Annotated in this window: 22 protein-coding genes; 6 read left to right on the forward strand and 16 right to left on the reverse strand. The window is 56.7% G+C overall.

Going from position 1 to position 18,810, the window contains the following annotated elements; all coding sequences use genetic code 11:
- Positions 1-23 precede the first annotated feature (23 nt).
- The 3 genes from Y5S_RS16215 to Y5S_RS16225 all read left to right on the forward strand — a co-directional run bounded on the left by Y5S_RS16215 (position 24) and on the right by Y5S_RS16225 (position 1,419).
- Positions 24-320, forward strand: coding sequence for a BPTI/Kunitz domain-containing protein (locus tag Y5S_RS16215; protein WP_035234508.1), 297 nt, complete (start codon positions 24-26; stop codon positions 318-320).
- Positions 317-655, forward strand: coding sequence for a DUF4870 family protein (locus Y5S_RS16220; RefSeq protein WP_035234509.1), 339 nt, complete (start codon positions 317-319; stop codon positions 653-655). The genes Y5S_RS16215 and Y5S_RS16220 overlap by 4 nt, the downstream gene beginning before the upstream one ends.
- 83 nt (positions 656-738) lie before the next feature.
- Positions 739-1,419: a DUF2057 domain-containing protein gene (locus tag Y5S_RS16225; protein ID WP_035234510.1), complete on the forward strand. Its 681-nt coding sequence runs from the start codon at positions 739-741 to the stop codon at positions 1,417-1,419.
- Between the two features lie 117 nt (positions 1,420-1,536).
- Here the strand turns inward: Y5S_RS16225 and Y5S_RS16230 are convergent, their stop codons facing one another.
- A complete protein-coding gene (locus Y5S_RS16230; RefSeq protein ID WP_035234511.1) occupies positions 1,537-1,956 on the reverse strand; it encodes a secondary thiamine-phosphate synthase enzyme YjbQ in 420 nt (139 codons plus the stop codon).
- A 94-nt stretch (positions 1,957-2,050) separates the two neighbouring features.
- Here Y5S_RS16230 and Y5S_RS16235 point away from each other — a divergent pair, with 94 nt between their 5' ends.
- Positions 2,051-2,857 (forward strand): SDR family NAD(P)-dependent oxidoreductase, encoded by an 807-nt coding sequence (locus Y5S_RS16235; RefSeq protein WP_035234512.1) that lies wholly within the window; start codon positions 2,051-2,053, stop codon positions 2,855-2,857.
- Positions 2,858-2,975: 118 nt separating this feature from the next.
- Here Y5S_RS16235 and Y5S_RS16240 read toward each other — a convergent pair whose 3' ends face one another.
- On the reverse strand, positions 2,976-3,926 hold the full coding sequence (locus tag Y5S_RS16240; RefSeq protein WP_035234513.1) for a 2-hydroxyacid dehydrogenase: 951 nt from the start codon (positions 3,924-3,926) through the stop codon (positions 2,976-2,978).
- Positions 3,927-3,967: 41 nt separating this feature from the next.
- On the opposite strand from Y5S_RS16240, the gene Y5S_RS16245 reads away from it, so the two are divergent.
- On the forward strand, positions 3,968-4,636 hold the full coding sequence (locus tag Y5S_RS16245) for a DUF523 domain-containing protein (protein WP_035234547.1): 669 nt from the start codon (positions 3,968-3,970) through the stop codon (positions 4,634-4,636).
- 225 nt (positions 4,637-4,861) lie between these two features.
- Here the strand turns inward: Y5S_RS16245 and Y5S_RS16250 are convergent, their stop codons facing one another.
- The 3 genes from Y5S_RS16250 to speA all read right to left on the reverse strand — a co-directional run bounded on the left by Y5S_RS16250 (position 4,862) and on the right by speA (position 7,719).
- On the reverse strand, positions 4,862-5,314 hold the full coding sequence (locus Y5S_RS16250) for a DUF4112 domain-containing protein (protein WP_035234514.1): 453 nt from the start codon (positions 5,312-5,314) through the stop codon (positions 4,862-4,864).
- Positions 5,314-5,658 (reverse strand): Rieske (2Fe-2S) protein, encoded by a 345-nt coding sequence (locus Y5S_RS16255; RefSeq protein WP_035234515.1) that lies wholly within the window; start codon positions 5,656-5,658, stop codon positions 5,314-5,316. The genes Y5S_RS16250 and Y5S_RS16255 overlap by 1 nt, the downstream gene beginning before the upstream one ends.
- Positions 5,659-5,838: 180 nt before the next feature.
- Positions 5,839-7,719 (reverse strand): biosynthetic arginine decarboxylase, encoded by a 1,881-nt coding sequence (speA, locus tag Y5S_RS16260; protein WP_035234516.1) that lies wholly within the window; start codon positions 7,717-7,719, stop codon positions 5,839-5,841.
- A gap of 197 nt (positions 7,720-7,916) precedes the next feature.
- Here speA and speE point away from each other — a divergent pair, with 197 nt between their 5' ends.
- A complete protein-coding gene (gene speE, locus Y5S_RS16265; RefSeq protein ID WP_035234518.1) occupies positions 7,917-8,777 on the forward strand; it encodes a polyamine aminopropyltransferase in 861 nt (286 codons plus the stop codon).
- A gap of 105 nt (positions 8,778-8,882) precedes the next feature.
- Here speE and Y5S_RS20140 read toward each other — a convergent pair whose 3' ends face one another.
- The 11 genes from Y5S_RS20140 to Y5S_RS16320 form a co-directional block, all read right to left on the reverse strand.
- Positions 8,883-9,794 carry a transglutaminase-like domain-containing protein gene (locus Y5S_RS20140; RefSeq protein WP_065130337.1) on the reverse strand — a complete coding sequence of 304 codons (912 nt, stop codon included), beginning with the start codon at positions 9,792-9,794 and terminating at the stop codon, positions 8,883-8,885.
- A 19-nt stretch (positions 9,795-9,813) separates the two neighbouring features.
- Positions 9,814-10,056 carry a hypothetical protein gene (locus tag Y5S_RS16275; protein ID WP_035234520.1) on the reverse strand — a complete coding sequence of 81 codons (243 nt, stop codon included), beginning with the start codon at positions 10,054-10,056 and terminating at the stop codon, positions 9,814-9,816.
- 21 nt (positions 10,057-10,077) lie between these two features.
- Positions 10,078-10,455, reverse strand: coding sequence for a sirohydrochlorin chelatase (locus Y5S_RS16280; RefSeq protein ID WP_035234522.1), 378 nt, complete (start codon positions 10,453-10,455; stop codon positions 10,078-10,080).
- A gap of 175 nt (positions 10,456-10,630) precedes the next feature.
- On the reverse strand, positions 10,631-11,548 hold the full coding sequence (locus Y5S_RS16285) for a histone deacetylase family protein (RefSeq protein ID WP_035234523.1): 918 nt from the start codon (positions 11,546-11,548) through the stop codon (positions 10,631-10,633).
- Between the two features lie 76 nt (positions 11,549-11,624).
- Positions 11,625-13,013: an efflux transporter outer membrane subunit gene (locus tag Y5S_RS16290; protein WP_035234524.1), complete on the reverse strand. Its 1,389-nt coding sequence runs from the start codon at positions 13,011-13,013 to the stop codon at positions 11,625-11,627.
- Positions 13,006-14,940, reverse strand: coding sequence for a MacB family efflux pump subunit (locus tag Y5S_RS16295; RefSeq protein WP_035234525.1), 1,935 nt, complete (start codon positions 14,938-14,940; stop codon positions 13,006-13,008). The genes Y5S_RS16290 and Y5S_RS16295 overlap by 8 nt, the downstream gene beginning before the upstream one ends.
- Entirely contained in the window at positions 14,940-16,103 is a 1,164-nt protein-coding gene (locus tag Y5S_RS16300; RefSeq protein WP_035234528.1) for an efflux RND transporter periplasmic adaptor subunit, read from the reverse strand. Before Y5S_RS16300 ends, Y5S_RS16295 begins: the two co-directional genes overlap by 1 nt.
- A 227-nt stretch (positions 16,104-16,330) precedes the next feature.
- Positions 16,331-17,011, reverse strand: coding sequence for a DUF4336 domain-containing protein (locus tag Y5S_RS16305; RefSeq protein ID WP_035234530.1), 681 nt, complete (start codon positions 17,009-17,011; stop codon positions 16,331-16,333).
- Between the two features lie 15 nt (positions 17,012-17,026).
- A complete protein-coding gene (locus Y5S_RS16310) occupies positions 17,027-17,245 on the reverse strand; it encodes a DUF3820 family protein (protein WP_035234549.1) in 219 nt (72 codons plus the stop codon).
- Positions 17,246-17,485: 240 nt separating this feature from the next.
- Complete coding sequence (locus Y5S_RS16315; RefSeq protein WP_035234531.1) at positions 17,486-18,385, reverse strand: cation diffusion facilitator family transporter; 900 nt, start codon at positions 18,383-18,385, stop codon at positions 17,486-17,488.
- Positions 18,385-18,726, reverse strand: coding sequence for a DUF3703 domain-containing protein (locus Y5S_RS16320; protein WP_035234532.1), 342 nt, complete (start codon positions 18,724-18,726; stop codon positions 18,385-18,387). The genes Y5S_RS16315 and Y5S_RS16320 overlap by 1 nt, the downstream gene beginning before the upstream one ends.
- Positions 18,727-18,810: the final 84 nt, after the last annotated feature.

The raw sequence follows: 18,810 nt of genomic DNA on the forward strand, positions 1-18,810 counted from the left end.
CATGAACAGAGTAAGGACACATCATGCGCTACGTTTCACTGGCACTGCTTGCCACTGCCGCCCTGCTGAGCGGCTGCCAAAACACGGAATCCGAGGCCCCGCTACCGGACGCCTGCTACCAGCCACCAGAATCTGGTATGTGCAAGGCTGCCTTCCAACGCTACTACTTCGATGCCCAGAGCGGAGAATGCCAGGCATTCACCTGGGGCGGCTGCAAGGGCAGCGTGCCTTTTGAAACCATGGAGAGCTGCGTCACCACCTGCAACGCCAAAGCAGGGGAAAGCGCCACCAAAATGCCAATGAAAGGTGAGCCCCGATGAACGGGGATTCCCGGGCCAACATGGCCAGAGCGGTCTATGTTCTTTATCTGGTAGGCTTGATCACAGGCGGCATCACGGCCATCGCCGGAGTCATCATCGCTCACCTGTATGCCGGAGAAGCCCCAGCCCCACTGCGTGAGCATTTTCGCTTCCAGTACCGCACATTCTGGATCGGGCTGCTGTACTCCATCATTGCCGGCATCACCACCCTCGCCTTTATCGGCGGGTTACTGATGGTGCTGATCACCCTCTGGTGGATTGTGCGCTGCGCTCGGGGCCTGAGTACTCTCAATCGGGACATTGCGCCCCGAAACGTGGATGGCTGGGGTTTCTGATCCCCGGTTTTCACAGCAAGCTGTCACCGAATTGCCATTATTGCCCGCCAGACTGGCGGGCTTCCGACAAGTCAGGAGAAATCATGTTGTCGCCGCGCATTATTGTTGTTGCCCTTTTCGCCCTGGTGCTTTCCGCCTGCGCCCGCAGCCCGGTAGTTCAGCTCTATGATGGCCCGGTAAAATCCGACACCCAGGTCGTTACCGTACGGGTGCCCAGCCAGCTGGAAGTGTTCACCGTAAACGGCAAGGAAATCGAGGGGGTAAACACCTTCTTCGCCAGCGACTACAAGGACCTGAAACTGACCCCTGGCCGCTATGAAATTCTCGCCTACTACAAGGAACTGTGGCAGCTGGATGCGGACAACCATGAAATTGTCAAAACCAACCCGGCCAACTTCATTGTCGACGGCAAACCCGGTGATATGTGGGTGCTCGGTTACCAACAACCCAAAGATGTAGAAGCCGCCCGCGCCATGGAAGACAGCTTCAGTGGCTGGGCGGAAAATACCGCCAGCGGAGAGAAAGTCGCCGCCGAACAATCCGAGCTGATTCTCAAGCGCGGCTTCCTGGCACCGGTAACCGGCGAAGCCGTCACCACCCCGGCCAGCAACACCGTGGCTCCACAGGCCGAAGTCGCAGCGTCAGCCCCAGCTGCTGCAGAAGCAGCCACCCCGGCCGCCAGCTATCTGGATACCCTGAAAGCCCAATGGAATCAGGCCACCCCGGAAGAGCGCCGCGAATTCCTGCAGTGGATATCGAAATAACGAAAAACGAAATGAGTTTCGAGTTTCGAGTTTCGAAGAGCAAAACCAGCCCCTTCACGGGCGCAATGGTCTTTCCTTTGATTTTCGCAACTCGAAACTCGTCACTCAAAACTGCCTTTATTCCCCCTGAATCGTCGCCACCAATCTTCTTGCTCCGCCGTGATCACGGTGCTCACAGAGATAGATGCCCTGCCAGGTGCCTAGCGCCAAACGTCCATCAGTAATGGGGAGACTTAACGACGGACCGATCAACACGCTCTTGATATGCGCCGGCATGTCATCCGGGCCTTCCAGGGTGTGCTCATAGTAGGGGGCATTTTCCGGTACCATCACATTCAGGTGACGCTCCAGATCACCGCGCACATCCGGGTCGGCATTCTCGTTGATGGTCAGCGATGCCGAGGTGTGCTGAATAAACAAGTGCAGCAGTCCTACCCTCATCCCGGCCAGCTCCGGCAGTTGTTCCAGCACTTCCCGAGTCACCAGATGACAACCCCTGCGTTTTGCCGGGAGCGTCAAGGTTTTCTGTTTCCACATATCGGTATTCCACTAACGGTGGCTTCGTCCTGTTTTGACCTTGGCTCGCTGCAAGATCATCGGCAGACTCAATGTCTTACCACAGGGAGCAGACATGAAACTTAACGGCCAGACCATTGTACTCACCGGTGCCTCCAGTGGCATTGGGGCAGAAGCCGCTATTCTGATGGCCAAACGTGGTGCTAGGCTGTGCCTGGTGGCCCGCCGCGAGGAACAGCTGCGAGAAGTGCAGCAGCGGGTGGAAGCGGAAGGCGCTTATGCCGCTATCTACCCCTGTGATCTGAGCGACAACAATGCCATCGAGGCCTGTGCCACCCGTATCCTGGCCGAGCAACCGCAGATTGATGCACTGGTGAACAATGCTGCGCACTCCATCCGCCGTCCCATTGAACAATCACTGGACCGGCTGCATGATTTTGAACGCACGGTGCAACTCAACTATATCGGCGCCGTTGCCATGACACTGAAACTGCTGCCGCGTTTTCTGGAGCAGGGGCACGGTCATGTGGTGAATATTTCCAGCCTCTCAACCCAGATTCCCATCCCGCTGTTTTCCGCCTATCTGGCCAGCAAGAGCGCGCTGGAATCCTTCACTCGCTCACTGCAGGCGGAAATGGGACATCAAGGCATCAGCACCACGGTGGTCTATTTTCCCATGGTGCGCACTCCCATGTCCTCCCGTACCGCCATCTACAAATACATGCCCATGATGCATGTAAAGAAAGCGGCAGGCTGGATTGTGGAAGCCTGCGAAAAACGCCCTGCGCGCATCGCCCGCCCCATGGGCAAACTTGGCAGCGTATTACTGGCCGCCGCCCCCGGCCCCATCACCAAACTGCCCCAGCCACTGTTTAGAGGCATGGATCAGCTGCTGGCGAGTCGGTTGAAGAAGAAAGGGTAAAAGCAGGAGCGAGTTTCGAGTCACGAGTTTCGAAAAGCGAAAACATGAAACCACCCATCGACCCAGCCTGGTGGATTTTGACTTTTGCAACTCGAAACTCGTTACTCGAAACTATTTTTTAATTCACCACATTCGTCGCCGTTCCCGCCTGCCAGTTCTCGATATTACTCACCACCCCATCCAGCAGCCGCTGCCGACACTCCCGAGTGCCCCAGGCATTGTGCGGGGTAATGATCAGGTTGGGGATGTCTGCGCTCAGCAGGACATGATCGCGGCGAGGAGGTTCACTGCTCAGCACATCCAGACCGGCACCACCGAGCTGCCCACTGCGCAGGGCATCGGCCAGTGCCTGCTCATCCACCAGACCACCTCGGGATGTGTTGATCAACAGGGCACCCGGCTTCATCTGTGACAGGAACGCGGCATCAACCAGTTTTTCAGTTTGCGGCGTCAGCGGACAGTGGAGACTCACCACGTCAGATTGCAACAGTAACTCACTCAAGGGTACGCGACCTTCATGGCTGCGGCCGCTGAACGACTGGGCGACAGCGATCTTCATGCCGAAAGCTTCCGCAAGTCTGGCCGTTTCCCGGCCTAGATCCCCATAACCAATGATACCCAGCGTTTTCCCGGCCAGCTCCATGATCGGATAATCAAGCAAGCAGAACTGTCGACCATCACTCCAGTCACCCCGCTTCACGGCCTGGTCATATTGCAGGCAGTGTGTCGCCAGGGTGAGCATCAACATCAAGCTATGCTGCGCTACTGCCGCACGGGCATAGCCCGAAACGTTGCACACCGTGATGCCTTGCTCCCGGGCCGCATTCAGGTCCACATTATTGGTACCGGTGGCACAAATACAGATAAGCTTGAGGGACGGACAGGCCGCCAGCGTTGCCGCATCCAGCAGCACCTTGTTGGTGATCACCACCTCCGCATGCTGTAAACGCTCAACACGCTGCGCCGGATCCGTAAAGGGGTAGAAGGTCCAGGACATCAAGGCCTGTAATGTGCTGAAGTCCAGCTCATCGGGGTTAACGGTTTCCGAATCGAGAAAGACACCTTGCATGATCACGTCCTTCAGAGGGAAAAATGAAAATGGGAGCCCCCATGCTAACGGATCTACTGGAAAAAATGGGCTTTTCAGTGCCGCAGCAGGATTGGCAAAAACCGGTCATTGGGGTGAGTGCCTGCCTCACCGGGCAGAAGGTGCGGTACGACGGCGATCACAAACACAATGGGATCGTGATGCATCAACTTGCCCCGCTGATGCGCTTTCGTGAAACCTGCCCCGAAGTCAGCATTGGCCTGCCCATTCCCCGCCCCCCCATTCAAGTGGTACAGCTTGACGGCCAGCAACGGGTTCTCGGCGTTGCAGATACCAACATGGATTATACTGAGGCTCTGGAGCAAGTAGCGGAACGTATGGGCGACCCTCTTTGCGGGTTTGTACTCAAGGCTCGCTCACCCAGCTGCGGACACCTGACCACACCACTGCACGATGAACATGGCAACAACATTGCCACCGGCTCCGGCGCCTTTGCCCGCAAACTGCACGAACTCTATCCCCGTATCGCGCTGGCCAATGAAAGCGACCTGGAAAAACCGGTCTTCCTGCAACAGTTTTTGCTTCAGGTCTTCTGCTACCAACAATGGCATCACAACGATCATCAAGGCAGCTGGCTGCAACAACGGCTGGAGAAAAGCGAATTATTGGAAGAGCCACTGAGGACGAATTTCCAGCACTACCTGTCCCGCCTCAGCCAAGCAATGCACTAGAAAAGACAATTAATAGTTAACAGTGAATAGTTAATAGCTAAAAGGCAAAACCGGGGTCAACTGCAGGAGCGAAGCGAGTACGAGTTGCGAAAATCTTCAACCCCTATCGCTTTCTGGTTTTGCCTTTCGAAACTCGCGACCCGTCACTCGAACTGACTTCCTTTATGAGACAAGCTCATGCGGGTTTCTCTGAGCACGCGGTATTCTTTGTGGCGCGACACAGGATCAAAGAATTAACGTCAGCCCACCGGTAATAATGGCAAAAAAGATCGACAGCCAGATAAGGGTCCACCAGGGGAAGGATTTCGGTGGCGGCTCAATTTCCAGTTGCTCTTCCAGGTACCGCTTCAACAATTCTGTATTGCGGGTGTTGGCTTTGTAGATAGCATCAAAGGCATCGCCAACTACCGGCAGAAGGCCACCCAGAAAATCGATCAGCATATTACGCACCATGCGTAACTTGACCTTGCTGCTGGCCCCCGCCCGCTGCGCCTCAACCAGTACATAGCTGGCCAACAGCAGACCTGCCAGATCCCCAAAGCCAGGTATCAACCCGATCAAGGCTTCAGCACCGAAACGAAACTTGGTAAAGGGAATGCCGATACTGCTATCGGTAAAGCGGCTGAATTTCTCCAGCCGCGCCAGCGCTGCGCGCTGCTTTTCTTCACTGACTGCCATCAGATCTCCACGAACAACTGGCCGTTCTCTTCGCTCACTGGCCAGGTATCCAGTTTTTTCTCACCACGGACCACATTAAGCAGCTGCACGCCGGGAGGGAAATTGGCCCATTCGCTCACATCGCCTGTACGGATGTCGAAACGGGCGCGATGCAGCGGGCATTGAACGCACTTGTCATCCACAATTTTGCCTTTGCCTAGCGAGGCAAACATGTGGCTACATCGGGCCTGGGTGGCATAAAAACCGTCACTCAGATGGTACACCACCAGTTTGGTATCACCGGCCTGCATGGCCTTGCTCTTACCCTGGGGAATATCACTGCTGGCACAGAGTCCATAACGCATATTGCTCTCCTTGCTGGCTGAAAATCAGTTGCAAGTTGAAAGTTTCAAGTCGCAACGCGGATTAAGCATCATCTTGCTGCATAGGCAGTGCCCGCGCTTGTCGCTGGGCGCGGGCACTGCGCATAAGAACCAGGTGAACATTTTTCGCGTTGCAACTTTCAACTTGAAACTTGCAACTCACTATTCCAGATAGGTATACCCTGCCAGCCCTTCCCGTACCAGTTCGATGAAGCCATCCTGCTCTTCGGCGCTCAGATGGGCCTGGCGACAATTCTGCTCCAGGGTCTCCAGCAGCCGCTCCGGATCATAGTTCACGTAGCGCAGCACCGAGCTGACCGTGTCACCCTGGATCGCATGGTCGAGCACGATTCGACCCTCTTCTGTCACATCCACATCCACCGAGTCGGTATCGCCGAACAGGTTGTGCATGTCACCGAGGATTTCCTGGTAAGCCCCCACCATGAAGATCCCCAGGTGACCGTTGATCTCGTCCGGTAATGGCAGGGACGATTCCACCCCTTCACCATCCACAAACTGGTCGATACGGCCATCGGAATCACAGGTGATGTCCTGCAACACCGCACGGCGGGTGACCGGCTGATTGAGGCCGGACAGTGGCAGCACAGGGAAGACCTGATTGATACCCCACACATCCGGCACTGACTGAAACACAGAGAAATTCACGAACAGTTTGTCGGCCAGGGTCTCATTGAGGTTATCCAGCAGCTCGCGCTGTTGTTTGCGCAACGGATTCAGGCGGCCGCGCAGAGCCAGCAGGCAGTTGGTATAGAGCTGCTCGCCACGGGCGCGGGTATCCAGCCCCAGATCACCGGCCAGATAACGCTGGTGAATGTCCTGCCAGGCGCCCACCACTTCAGGGAAACGCTCCAGCAGGTTGCCCGCCTCACCCTGCAACTGCTGCTGCAAATCCCACAGCTGATGCAGCTCGGCAGCGTCGTTCTCCGTCGGGGTGGCCACGCTCACCGGCGCAAGAGATTCCTGATCGGTGATATTCACCAGCAGCACCGCATGGTGCGCAGTCAGCGCCCGGCCGGATTCGGAAATGATGTTGGGTTCAGGCAGACCGCGTTGCTGACACTGTTGCTGCAGGGTCTGCACGATATGGCGGGCGTAGTCCGCCACTCCATAGTTCATGGAACAGTAGGAACGCGAATGGGTGCCCTCATAATCCACGCCCAGACCACCGCCCACATCCACAGTTTCCACCGCCGCGCCCAGCGCACGCATCTCGGCGTAGTAACGGGCCGCCTCTCGCATGCCGGCCTTGATGTCCTGAATATTCGCCACCTGGGAACCGAGATGGAAGTGCAGCAGCTTCACGCAATCCAGCCGTCCCGCCTGACGGCAGTGCTCAATAGCGCTCATCAACTGTGGCGCACTAAGCCCGAACTTGGACTTTTCACCACCGGTATTTTGCCAGTTGCCCTTGCTGATGCTCATCAGCCGCACGCGCAGCCCAATGCGCGGGGATACCCCAAGCTCATCCGCAATGCTCAGCAAGGCGGGCAGTTCGGACATCTTCTCCACCACGATATGAACGTGGCAGCCGAGCTTCTCGCCCATCAACGCCAGACGCAGGTATTCCGCATCCTTGTAGCCATTGCAAACGATGGTGTCACCGGGATTGGACAATGCCAGCACGGCCAGCAGCTCTGGCTTGGAGCCAGCCTCAAGGCCGATGCGCTCACCGTCTTCTCGGGCACGAATGATTTCATGCACCACCCGGCGCTGCTGGTTTACCTTGATGGGATAAACCGGCGTGTACTGCCCCTGATACCCCTGACCATCGATCGCTTCGCGGAAGGCCCCGGCCAGCTGCTTTACCCGCTGGCGCAGAATCCCGGAAAAACGCGCCAGTACCGGCGCCCGCAATCCGGCCGCCCGGCAGGCTTCCAGCACGGCTTCCAGAGTGGCCTCACCGCCCTGCTCGCCATTGGGTCGCACACACAACTCGCCGCTCTGATCAATGCGGAAATAGCTGTCTCCCCAGCGATCCACATTGTAGATATCGCTAGCCGGTACGGAGCTTGAATCGGTCATTACCTGTCCTGTTAACGCTGACATGCAACACGCACCACAGTGGCGCGCTCATGGCCGCCATTATGCCTGTCTGCCGCCATCCGTCGCATCCCTTTTTAGGACCTGGATTCAACCTTTGACAGGGGGGGCAGAGGTCTTACAATCGCGACTATTAACCACCCAGGGGGCAACCACGCTCCCATCCACTGGAAAGGCCCATGAGCAGCACCCAAGACAACTGGTTTTACGAGCACTTTGACACCGCTGGCACCGCCTTCGGCCTGCGTCTCAAGCAGAAGCTGGAAGAGGTACAGACCGAGTATCAGCACATCGAAATGTGGGAAACCGACAGCTTCGGCTATCTGATGACCATCGATGGCGCCACCATGCTCACCACCCGTGACAACTTCCTCTATCACGAGATGATGTCGCATCCGGTGCTGTTCAGCCACGCCAACCCCAAGCGCGTCGTCATTATCGGCGGCGGCGATTGCGGCACCCTGCGTGAAGTGCTACGTCATCCAGGCGTGGAAAAGGCCACCCAGATCGACATCGATGAGATGGTAACCCGCTACTCAGAGAAATATTTCCCGGAGCTATGCGAATCCAATGACGATCCCCGTGCCGAACTGCTGTTCGAGGACGGCGTGCAGTACATGCGTGACTGTGAAGACGGCAGCGTGGACGTAATCATTGTTGACTCCACGGATCCGGTGGGCCCGGCGGAAGGTCTGTTCAAGGCAGACTTTTTCCGTGACTGCCATCGCGTGCTGGCCGAGGGCGGCATCATTGTGCAACAGTCTGAATCACCGCTGCTGCACAGTGACACCATCATCAAGGATCTGCACGCCAACATGCGTGAAGCCGGGTTCTCCAGCACCCAGACCCTGCCCTTCCCGCAGCCGGTCTACCCAAGTGGCTGGTGGAGCTGCACCATGGCAGGCAAGAACATTAATGTGGGCGAGTTCCGCGAAGCGGATGCGGCAGGCAAAGGGTTTGATACTCAGTACTATTGCGCCGCCATTCATAAAGGCGCTCTGGTTCTGCCCCCCTTCATGCAGAAAGCGATAAAAGGCTAGAAAGAAGGCCCCTTTTGCCATGGCAAGAGGGGCTGCTCTTAACTGTCCCTCGCCCACAACCAGCCCGACCTTCTGGACTCTCTCAAGCGTAGCGGGACCTCCTCCTCACTCACAGGGAAACGGCACATCGAGCTCCCTTCGAAGCTGCTCGAGGTACGCCTCCCCAAACTGTTGATAGGAGCGCACCTGATCTTCGTCAAGGGTGATTTTGGCCACTCCCCCATATTGACAATCGGCTTCAAAGAAATACACATCTCCTTTTCGGTACAGACGCCACTGAAAAGGGTTGTTGGAAACCATCTCCATGGCTGGCGGCAGCAGATGCAAGCGCTGAAGCCCCCCTCTTACCCATTTCCCTATCTTGAGCCTGGCCAAAGACTTCTTTCTCAAACGCGCATCAATTGGCGGCGGCAAGGGTTGCTTGGAGGCAGCCTCCGCAAGCTGCGATACCAGGGCCACATCAGGCAGGTTGTCCGCCACCTCTTGAAATGTGGTTGCAGATTCCAGCAACCTTACAATCTGTGGCAAAGGTTCAGCCCAAATTTCCGGAAGATCCGCCTCCCCCTTCCCGACAGTGGAGAAGGCCAGCTTTTCATGGGGCGGCAAGAACAGCGCATTCACACCCTTCTTGTTACCTCTTGGATCAACGCGATACCAACCATATTCCTGAAGATAGATCGCATTCAAACCATGCAGGCAATAAGGAGGTTCATCGGTGATAGTGAGACGTTGATAGCAAAGCCCTGCCGGAATCCCGTTTGCGCGTAGCAGTGCGGCAAGCAGATGGCTCTTGGCATAACAATACCCGGTTCCATGCTCCAGCACCTGAGAGGCAGTACAGGTGACCGGATTCTGGCGGGCGTCCCAGCTGTGACTGATCTCATCACGAACAAATTCGAAACAGTGCCGGGCAATGTCTTTGTCTCCATCGATTCCGAGCGCCAACTGTCGGGCTTTATCCTGAACGGCAGGATGCTTCCAATCGATGCAGGTCGTGGACGCAAGATACGGCTTCATCACACTGCTCCCCCCTTCTTTATTTTTGGATTCTCTTGTGAGCCTTTTTCCTGTTAAGCAGCCAATAAGGCGGCAATAAAATGAACAGCATGGTGACTGATACGATCAGAAACCAGATACCTCCAACCAAAAACAGGTTTGGCCAATAAACGACGTCCTCACAGTGATATTCACATTGAGGATTGTGCTCCCATGCCATACCCATGGCACCTGCTGCGATAATCAAAGCGGTGAGCAGAATAGCCAAGACTATTATTTTCATGACCCTTCTCGCCGTCTTGATTCAGAATATCGAAAGGTGAGTCAGCACCAGATCCGCCAACCCCGGTGCATTACCGAAATAATCCAGCTGCTCCAGATGCAGCTCAGGAAAGCGCTCCCTCGCCTCTTCAATCTGGGAAGGAATATCCTTTCCGACATGCTTTCCCTTGTTAAAGAACAGAGGATAAAGCTGAACGCTCTCTACCGGCTGATGCTCCAGCTGCTGAATCGCTTCAATCAGTGAAGGGTGGGCAAGCTCCAGAAAACAGGGAATCACTGCAGCATATTCCTGCCCTAGGGCATGGGCAGATTCCGCCACTTTTTCTACCAGGGCACGAAATTCATCATTGGCCGTTTCACTGCGGCTGCCGTGGGCCATGATCAACAGGGCTTTGGTCATGGTATCTCCTGAATATAACCTTTGTGCCGACATCTTGGTTTACGCGTTTTCGCCAACGTTTATCGTTGCATCGCGCGCATGTGAGTGACTAATGACAAGTTTCGAGTAACGAGTTTCGAAGATCAAAACCCTGGGTCGAAGTCGGGCGTTCACAGGTATTGCTTTTCGAAACTCGTTACTTGCAACTCGCGACTGTTGCTATTCTAGCCGCTTCCTCAATCACCAGCGCGTGACGGCGGGCCAGCGCCTGTCTGTCATCATCGTAGCCACCGCCAATCACCGTGGCCACCGGTATGCCTTGATCGCGGCAGCGCTGTATCACGCCGCGATCCCGGTCGGCGATCCCTTGCAGGGAAATGGCCAACCGGCCAAGGGGGTCATGCTGGTAGATATCAACGCCAGCATCATAGAACACCAGATCCGGCTTCTCCTGCTCAAGCAGGGACGCAAGCGTCTCGAACACCGTGTCCAGGTAATCCCCGTCGGTCATACCCAACGGCAATCCCACATCCAGATCACTGACAGCCTTACGTACCGGGAAATTTTTCTCGCAGTGGATGGAGCAGGTAAAGACGCGGGGTTCATTTTCCAGCACGGCAGCCGTGCCATCACCCTGATGTACGTCACAATCAAAGATCAGGATTTTTTGCACTGCACCGCTGACTAGCAGCTGCTTCGCAGCAAAGGCCAGATCATTGAAAATGCAGAAACCGGAACCGAAATCATAGTGGGCATGATGGGTGCCACCCGCTAGATGACAAGCAAGCCCATGTTTGAGCGCCAGCTGTGCGGTCAGAAACGTCCCCATGGGTGCGATACAGGTACGCCGGATCAGTCCCTCGCTCCAGGGTAACCCCATCCGCCGCAAGGCCTTCTGATCCAGTGTTCCGCTGATAATAGCGCTCACATAATCCGGGCAGTGCACCGTCCCCAGCAGTGATGCCCGTGCCCTGCCCGGTCGAAATTCATTGTCTCGGTGGGCGATACCCAGCAAGCGCAGGTGTCGATGCAGCAACGAAAACTTCTCCATGGGGAAGCGGTGTTCGCCGGGGAACGGGAAGCTGTAATCAGGGTGATAAACGAGGGGGAGCATTGGGCTGCCGATTTCGGGTTTACGGGCATTGTGGCTGGCCAGGGGGAATGGAGCAACGCGCGAGTTTCGGAACTCGCTACTCGTCTCTCGCTCCTTTCACTTCGTTACCGCCCTGGCCCAGCACCCGATAGAGGGTAACGCGGGACAGATACTGGTTATAAATCAGATCCAGACTATTCTGACGCGCGTTATTGAAGCTGCTCTGCGCACTGAGCACGTCCGTGAGCTCGGTTTCTCCTTCCTGATACCGCACCTGAGCTACCCGATAGGCCTCATCGGCCTGGGCATAGGCTTCCGCGCGAAATTGCTGTTGATCTGCCAGCGCCTGCACATTGCTAAGTGACTGTTCCACTTCCTGCAAAGCCACCAGCAAGCTACCCGTGTAGCCTGCCACCTGCTCATCCCATACCGCTCTGGCCTGATCCGCACGCGCCCCTCGGGCCCCGCCATCAAACAAGGTCTGCGCCAGCGACACTCCCAGGCTGTAAATGGCATCGCCGCTGAACAGGGATGACAAGGCCGTGCTGGCGTAGCCGCCGCTGCCGGTCAGGGTAATCGAGGGCCAGTAGTCCGCACGCGCTGCTGCAACGGAATAATCAGCAGCCATTAGCACCGCCTGCGCCCTAGCCAAATCGGGACGCTGAGCCAACACCTGATCCGGCAGCCCGGCCTGGATGGTGGGCAGATTCAACGTCTCCAGCGCGCCGCCACCCACCGTAAAGGTTTGTGGAATTTCACCCGTCAGGACGGCCAGCGCATAACGACTCTGACGCAGCTGATGCTGGAGCGACGGCAACTGCGCCTGGGCATTGGCCACGACGGTTTTCTGCTGAGCCAGATCCTGCGGTGAGACTGCGCCGTTTTCCAACTTGACCTGCACCACCGCCAGCACCTGCTGTGCCAGCTGCAGATTTTCTTCCGCCAGCGCCAGATTGTCTTGCAGGTAACGCACCTGCAGATAAGTATTCACCACGCTGGCAATCACAGTGAGCTGCACGGTATCGCGGTTGAAGCGGCTGGCCAGCAAGGAGGCTCGTGCCGCATCACGGCTGTTGCGAATTTGTCCCCACAGATCCAGTTCATAGCTCGCATTGAGAGAAGCACTGAAAGTATCACTGCTACCGTTTTCACCTACCGTACCACTACGGCTACCTCCGGCATTCATTCCCAATGCCGGAAACAAGGCGGAACCTGCCAGGGCCAGCTGGGCATCGGCTTGCTCCACCCGAGCTGCCGCCACCTGCAGATCCGTATTGGCCGCCAGGGCTTTCTCTACCAACTGATTGAGCTCCTGACTTTCGAACTGCTGCCACCATAGGGGGTGCTCCACCATGGCCTCACTGGCACTTTGCTGGTTAAGCCACTGTTGAGGCATCGTCTGTTCGGGCGCCTCCAGCCCAGACTGAATAGCGCAACCGGAAAGCAGGGCAATTGTCAGCAGCAATGCTGAGGCTCTTTTAATCATTACTGAGTGCCTCCACCGGGTTCAGGCGCGCGGCTTTTAGCGCAGGTGCAAAGCCGAACAACAGACCAATTCCCGCCGCACACACAAATGACGCCACCATGACCGGCACAGAAAATATGATGGCCATTCCCAGCTGCGCCAGCAGCAGCCCAATCAACACGCCGGCCAGAACACCCACTACGCCACCCAATGCAGACACCACCACAGACTCGGTAAGAAACTGCTGGAGAATATTCCGACGGCGCGCACCCGTTGCCATGCGAATGCCGATCTCATGAACCCGTTCAGTCACGCTGACGAGCATGATATTCATCACCCCAATGCCGCCGACCAGGAGCGAAATTCCAGCAATGGAACCGAGCAGCATGGTCAGGGTGTTCTGGGTTTCCGATACCATGTCGAGCAGTGATGCCATATTGAACACCCTTACATCTTCCTTGCCATGCCGCTGGCTGAGCAGCTGCACTGCCGCCTTTTCTGTCGCGTCAATTTGCGTTATGTCATCTACCGCCAGGGTGATGGAGCGAAGATAGTTCTGCCCGAATAATCGAAGGGTTCCGGTGGTCAGCGGCAGAATCACCACATCGTCCTGATCATCTCCGCGGCCCGATGCGCCCTGTTCGCTCATTACACCGATAACCTGAAAGGGGATGCTGTTTAGCAACACAAATTGCCCCAGTGGGTCGCTATTCCGGAACAGTGATCGCTTCACGGTCTGGCCAATCACCGCTACCGGAGCATAGCGGGTCAGATCCTGATCATCGAAAAATATGCCCGCCTCCAACCGCCAGTCACGCAACCGGGGAAAATCCGCGCTCACCGCCTGAACGCTGGTGGAAATATCCTTGCCGTTGGCCCGCGCGGTCACGCTACCGGAAATCTCCGGCACAGCCAGAAGGATATTGGGGAGTTTTTTCAGCGCTTCTGCATCCTCCGGCACCAGGGTGGCGATCACCCCATCTGCCACGCGCTGCTGCCCCCGGTCCGGGCGAATCACCAACAAGTTAGAGCCCCGTTCATTGATCCTGTCGACCACCTCCTGCTTGGCCCCCTCACCGATGGCGAGCATCACCACTACTGCCCCCACGCCGATCACAATACCCAGCAATGTCAGTACGGTGCGCATCCAGTTGGCGCGCAGGGAACGCAAGGCCATCACCACCGACTCACGCACCTCGCCCAGATCCGGCAGGGCTCGCTCTACAGGCGGTTCAACATTGGCATGGGCACGCTCGGCAAGGTGATTGCGGTGACGAACATCGCCAATCAGATTGCCATCATGAATTTCCACCACCCTGTCCGCATGGGCGGCGACTTTGGCATCGTGGGTAATCACAATGACCGTATGCCCCTGCTCTGCCAGTTGCTGCAACTGCGCCATCACCGCCTCACCGCTGGCGCTGTCCAACGCGCCGGTGGGCTCATCAGCCAGGATGACCTTGCCGCCATTCATCAATGCCCTGGCAATGGACACCCGCTGCTGTTGCCCGCCGGACAACTGATTGGGACGATTCTCAAGGCGCTCCTGCAGCCCCAACCCAGCCAATAATGTCTCTGCACGATGCTTACGTTCTTCACGAGGCATACCCGCATAGATAGCCGGCAGCGCCACGTTCTCCCAGGCACTGGCGGTTCCAATCAGGTGATAGCTCTGGAAAACAAAGCCGAACATTTCGCGGCGTAGCCAGGCCAGCTGTTCGTGATCCATGCCGGTCACCGACTTGCCGGCAAACCGGTAACTGCCGTCACTGGGCTGATCCAGACAACCCAGAATGTGCATCAAGGTAGATTTACCGGAACCGGAACTGCCCATGATGGCAAGAAACTCACCGGCCTCGATATCCAGATCAATACCATGCAGCACTTCCACCTGCTGCTCGCCGGTAAGGTAGCGTTTGCGAATGTTGCGCAGCTCGATCAAGGCCATCAGAACAGTCTCGGACCACGCGAACGACGTTGCTCACCATCCGCGGCAGAAGCTGCGGAAGACTGGCCGACAATGACACTATCGCCTTCAGCCAAGCCCTCCAGAATGGCGATCCGTACCCGGTTGCTGATGCCCGCCTTGACGCTCTGCTGCTGCACCTTGCCTCGGCTGTCCAGAATCTGGACCTGCCACTGTTCCCGGCCAGCCTGTTTCACCGCCGCCACCGGCAGATTGAGTACATCGCGGGCGGACTGCACCACGAAAAATACCTGGGCTGTCATCCCCGACATCAACCGTTGTTCGGTATTGGCGATATCAAACTCGGCGGTATACAGCACCACATTGTTGACCACTTCCGGAGTGGGCAACACCTGCCGCAGAGCGCTGTCATAGCGCAACTTGCTGTTGCCCAGTGTGTTGAAATACACCGACATCCCCTTTTGCAGCCGATCCACATCCGCTTCCGAGACCTGGGTAGAGACCGTCATCACCGAAAGGTCCGCAATGCGCATCAAAGTCGGCGTGGTTTGGTTGGCATTCAGCGTCTGTCCTTCCCGGGCCTCAATGCTGACCACCGTCCCCGTGCGTGGCGCATAGATCCTGGCGTAACCCAGACTGGTCTGGTCACCGGCAATGGCGGCCTGCTTCTGACGCACCTGTGCGTCCAGTACCTTGATCTGCGCCTGCGTCACCGCCAGTGCAGAGCGCGCACTCTGGAACGCATCTTCGCTGGTCGCCCTGGCATCGTGGAGGCGCTGCTGGCGCTGGAACTGGAGCCGGGCCAGTTCCAGTTCGGCCTTGCGCTGATCCCGTTGGGCACGCAAGGATTCCAGTTCCGCCAAACCCGCATCCACCTTGCTTTGCTGGACCGAGGCATCAATCTCTGCCAATAGCTGGCCTTCCTCAACCCGGTCACCCACCGCCACATGCAAACGGGTTAACTGCCCGGACACCTGAGCCCCTACATCCACATAGTCGCTGGGCTCCAACGTCCCCAGCGCGGTCACCAGCTCTTCCACATCCCCCCGTTCCACCGTGACGGTTTGCCACTGGATCTGCGGGGAAGACGCCATCCCCCAGCGCCAGCCAGTTACCAGCATCAGGAGCAGCATAATCAGTAAAACACCAGCCGTTTTCGGGTAACGGCGAATCCAGGTAGCCATGAACTGTCCACACACACCATGAATAATGGCAGTGAAGATAGCGAAGAAAGGTGCAAGAAATGTGGAGGGGGGGGCAAGCTACAAGCTTCAAGCGGCAACACGAGGGGATGTCTGAACCACACGAATCCCCTTTTCACTGCGTGCTGCAACGAGGCCTGCATTGATGAGAATAAGGCGGCCAGGCAGGAACTTTTCGACCAACCCTATCCAGTTGTTGTAGCTTGTAGCTACAACAACCACTTCAACCCAAGGTAGAGCTGATTACGGGCATTACCGGTAATCACATCGCCGTGGGCCAGACTGAGATTCTCGACAGGCCAGTCAAGAATACGAGTCACGCTCGCACGAGCCTTGCGGCGATTCAGGTAGACCAGTCGCAGGATCGGGTGCCAACCCGGCTTCTGCCACAACCCGCCCATTTTCAGGTACCAGCGGGTAAAGCCATGATCACACTGGTGGAAATTCTCGATCAGGTCCGCGGCGATAAGGGTGCGACTGGCACAGTGGAAGAAAACGGTTTCATTGAGCATGGAGCCTTCAATGAACACCAACTCAAAGTCACTTCCCCAATCCGGGTGCGGCGTTTCCGAAAGCATCGCATCGAAGCTCAGGTCCTTGCGCTTTTTCGCCAGCTTGGCGGGACCATGCAAAAGGGCCTGAGGATAACGGGCCTTCACTTGAGCAGCGAACACATGATGGAACAGGTTCGGACAAACAATATGTTTTACCTCCCCGAGCCCGGCCAACTCTGCCGCCAGTGCATCATCCACCGGTATTGGTGAATGCAGCAGCAGTCCACCGGAAGACAATTTCACCACCGTCATGCGAGTTCCCACATGCAAACCCACAAAGGTATGAGGCACAGATACATGCCAGACGACATCAGCAAGGGGTTGAAGGCGTGACATCAGTTTCTCCTTGGTTTACTTGGCCCTGAGTGGATCGAGCAGCTTTTCCGTGCCATCCATTTTCAGCATCAGGGCCAGAGCCATCAGCCTGCCCAGCTCCCCTTTCGGAAAGCCTTTGTCAGCAAACCACAACAAATATTCTTCGGGCACATCGATCAACACGCGCCCCTGATATTTACCGAAAGGCATGGTGCGTTCCACCAGTGCTTTAAGGTCTTCCTGTTTGAAATCCATTACTGCCTGATATCTTTTGTAGGTGCCAGCCTGCTGGCGAAAACCGGGATCAGTGGCAAGTTTCAAGTTGCAAGAAGCAACGCGAAGCCAGGCTGTCACGGCTCAGGTTCTTTCTTCCCGCGACCGAAGAAGAGGGCGCGGTTACGACCTTGAAGCATAGCAAGGCTTCATCCGCGCCTTGAATCTTGAAGCTTGCAACTTGAAACTCACGATCGGCCCCACAGCCTACCCCGCGCACGCTCAGCCGTCGACATCCTCATGCCGGCAGGACTCCCCCGGCCATTCCACCTCGATAGTGGAGTGGGCAAACCCGAAATCCAGCACCAGCGCCCGAAACTGCTGTTTCAATGTCTGTACCTGCTCCACATCCAGAGAGCCCTTCAACTCCACATGGGCACTGAATACATGCTGCTCACCATCCAGACTCCAGACATGAACATGATGCACCCCGTTTACCTGCTCCGGCTCACACAGCTGGGACACCAGCTGCTGCACATCCACATCCGCAGGCACAGCCTGCAGGAACACCTTCAGTGACGCCCACAAGTTGCGTGCCACATTGAAAAGGATAAACAGGGTAAAGCCGATGGACAGGATCGGGTCCAGAATCGGCACTTCCCAGACCATCAGCACCAGTGACACGATCAGTACTGCCACCCAGCCCAGCACATCTTCCAGCAAGTGCCAGCGGATCATGCTGGCGTTCATGGAGGATTGCCGTAACAGCCGCCAGGCGCCCAGCCCATTCACCACCACACCCAGTACCGCCAGCCCAAACATCCCGGTGGCATCAGGCATTTCCGGAGCCCAAAGCCGCGGCACTGCCTCACTGATGATGAACACCGAGCCCACGATCAGCACCACGGCGTTGATCACCGCCGCCAGCACTGACAAACGCTGGTAACCGTAACTGAAACGGGCGTCCGCCTTGCGTTTACTGGTCTTGCCCAGCACCCAGCCCATGCCGATCGCCAGGGTATCACCCAAGTCATGCACGGCGTCGGACAGGATCGCCACCGAGTTGACCATCAGGCCGCCCACAAACTCGATGATGGTAAACGTGAAGTTCAGCCAGAAGGCCAAACCAATCGCCTTACCCTCATCATCACCATGATGATGGCCGTGATGATGTCCATGCATCAGCGTTTCTCCATGATCATTTTCAGGTTCTCCGGCAGGGGCAAGGGTTTCAGTGGATTCACGTTGGCACCGCCAGTATTTCCCACCGGTACCCACAAACGGGACATCAACAGGGCCGCCGGAATGCGCAACAACTGGCCCCGTACTTCAGACCAGTCTCGCCGGTGCCAGCCAACCCTGAACATCCAACAGTGAGTGGTCACATGTGCCATGGTGCTGCGCTGGCCAAGGATATGCGCTCGCTCCAGCCACGGGAACGCCTCTCCCCAACGCCCCTGTTGGCAAAGCTGCCGGGCTCTGCTCATCGCCTGCTCAAAGGCCTGTTGCTGCTGTTCGTTCATCTCGGCTACCTCTTCCTGCTATCCCACGCCTCCATTAAAAAAGCTATAGTGACTACAGGTTCAAGGGAGTCTCTGAATAACTCC

This window comes from Alcanivorax nanhaiticus (assembly GCF_000756665.1).
In the GTDB taxonomy this organism is placed as follows: Bacteria; Pseudomonadota; Gammaproteobacteria; order Pseudomonadales; family Alcanivoracaceae; genus Alcanivorax; species Alcanivorax nanhaiticus.

Excerpts from the sequence above, each read along its gene's own strand:
- Y5S_RS16215 (WP_035234508.1), top strand. The coding sequence starts at position 24 with ATGCGCTACGTTTCACTGGCACTGCTTGCCACTGCCGCCCTGCTGAGC.
- Y5S_RS16220 (WP_035234509.1), top strand. The coding sequence starts at position 317 with ATGAACGGGGATTCCCGGGCCAACATGGCCAGAGCGGTCTATGTTCTT.
- Y5S_RS16225 (WP_035234510.1), top strand. The coding sequence starts at position 739 with ATGTTGTCGCCGCGCATTATTGTTGTTGCCCTTTTCGCCCTGGTGCTT.
- Y5S_RS16230 (WP_035234511.1), bottom strand. The coding sequence starts at position 1,956 with ATGTGGAAACAGAAAACCTTGACGCTCCCGGCAAAACGCAGGGGTTGT.
- Y5S_RS16235 (WP_035234512.1), top strand. The coding sequence starts at position 2,051 with ATGAAACTTAACGGCCAGACCATTGTACTCACCGGTGCCTCCAGTGGC.
- Y5S_RS16240 (WP_035234513.1), bottom strand. The coding sequence starts at position 3,926 with ATGCAAGGTGTCTTTCTCGATTCGGAAACCGTTAACCCCGATGAGCTG.
- Y5S_RS16245 (WP_035234547.1), top strand. The coding sequence starts at position 3,968 with ATGCTAACGGATCTACTGGAAAAAATGGGCTTTTCAGTGCCGCAGCAG.
- Y5S_RS16250 (WP_035234514.1), bottom strand. The coding sequence starts at position 5,314 with ATGGCAGTCAGTGAAGAAAAGCAGCGCGCAGCGCTGGCGCGGCTGGAG.
- Y5S_RS16255 (WP_035234515.1), bottom strand. The coding sequence starts at position 5,658 with ATGCGTTATGGACTCTGTGCCAGCAGTGATATTCCCCAGGGTAAGAGC.
- speA (WP_035234516.1), bottom strand. The coding sequence starts at position 7,719 with ATGACCGATTCAAGCTCCGTACCGGCTAGCGATATCTACAATGTGGAT.
- speE (WP_035234518.1), top strand. The coding sequence starts at position 7,917 with ATGAGCAGCACCCAAGACAACTGGTTTTACGAGCACTTTGACACCGCT.
- Y5S_RS20140 (WP_065130337.1), bottom strand. The coding sequence starts at position 9,794 with ATGAAGCCGTATCTTGCGTCCACGACCTGCATCGATTGGAAGCATCCT.
- Y5S_RS16275 (WP_035234520.1), bottom strand. The coding sequence starts at position 10,056 with ATGAAAATAATAGTCTTGGCTATTCTGCTCACCGCTTTGATTATCGCA.
- Y5S_RS16280 (WP_035234522.1), bottom strand. The coding sequence starts at position 10,455 with ATGACCAAAGCCCTGTTGATCATGGCCCACGGCAGCCGCAGTGAAACG.
- Y5S_RS16285 (WP_035234523.1), bottom strand. The coding sequence starts at position 11,548 with ATGCTCCCCCTCGTTTATCACCCTGATTACAGCTTCCCGTTCCCCGGC.
- Y5S_RS16290 (WP_035234524.1), bottom strand. The coding sequence starts at position 13,013 with ATGATTAAAAGAGCCTCAGCATTGCTGCTGACAATTGCCCTGCTTTCC.
- Y5S_RS16295 (WP_035234525.1), bottom strand. The coding sequence starts at position 14,940 with ATGGCCTTGATCGAGCTGCGCAACATTCGCAAACGCTACCTTACCGGC.
- Y5S_RS16300 (WP_035234528.1), bottom strand. The coding sequence starts at position 16,103 with ATGGCTACCTGGATTCGCCGTTACCCGAAAACGGCTGGTGTTTTACTG.
- Y5S_RS16305 (WP_035234530.1), bottom strand. The coding sequence starts at position 17,011 with ATGTCACGCCTTCAACCCCTTGCTGATGTCGTCTGGCATGTATCTGTG.
- Y5S_RS16310 (WP_035234549.1), bottom strand. The coding sequence starts at position 17,245 with ATGGATTTCAAACAGGAAGACCTTAAAGCACTGGTGGAACGCACCATG.
- Y5S_RS16315 (WP_035234531.1), bottom strand. The coding sequence starts at position 18,385 with ATGCATGGACATCATCACGGCCATCATCATGGTGATGATGAGGGTAAG.
- Y5S_RS16320 (WP_035234532.1), bottom strand. The coding sequence starts at position 18,726 with ATGAACGAACAGCAGCAACAGGCCTTTGAGCAGGCGATGAGCAGAGCC.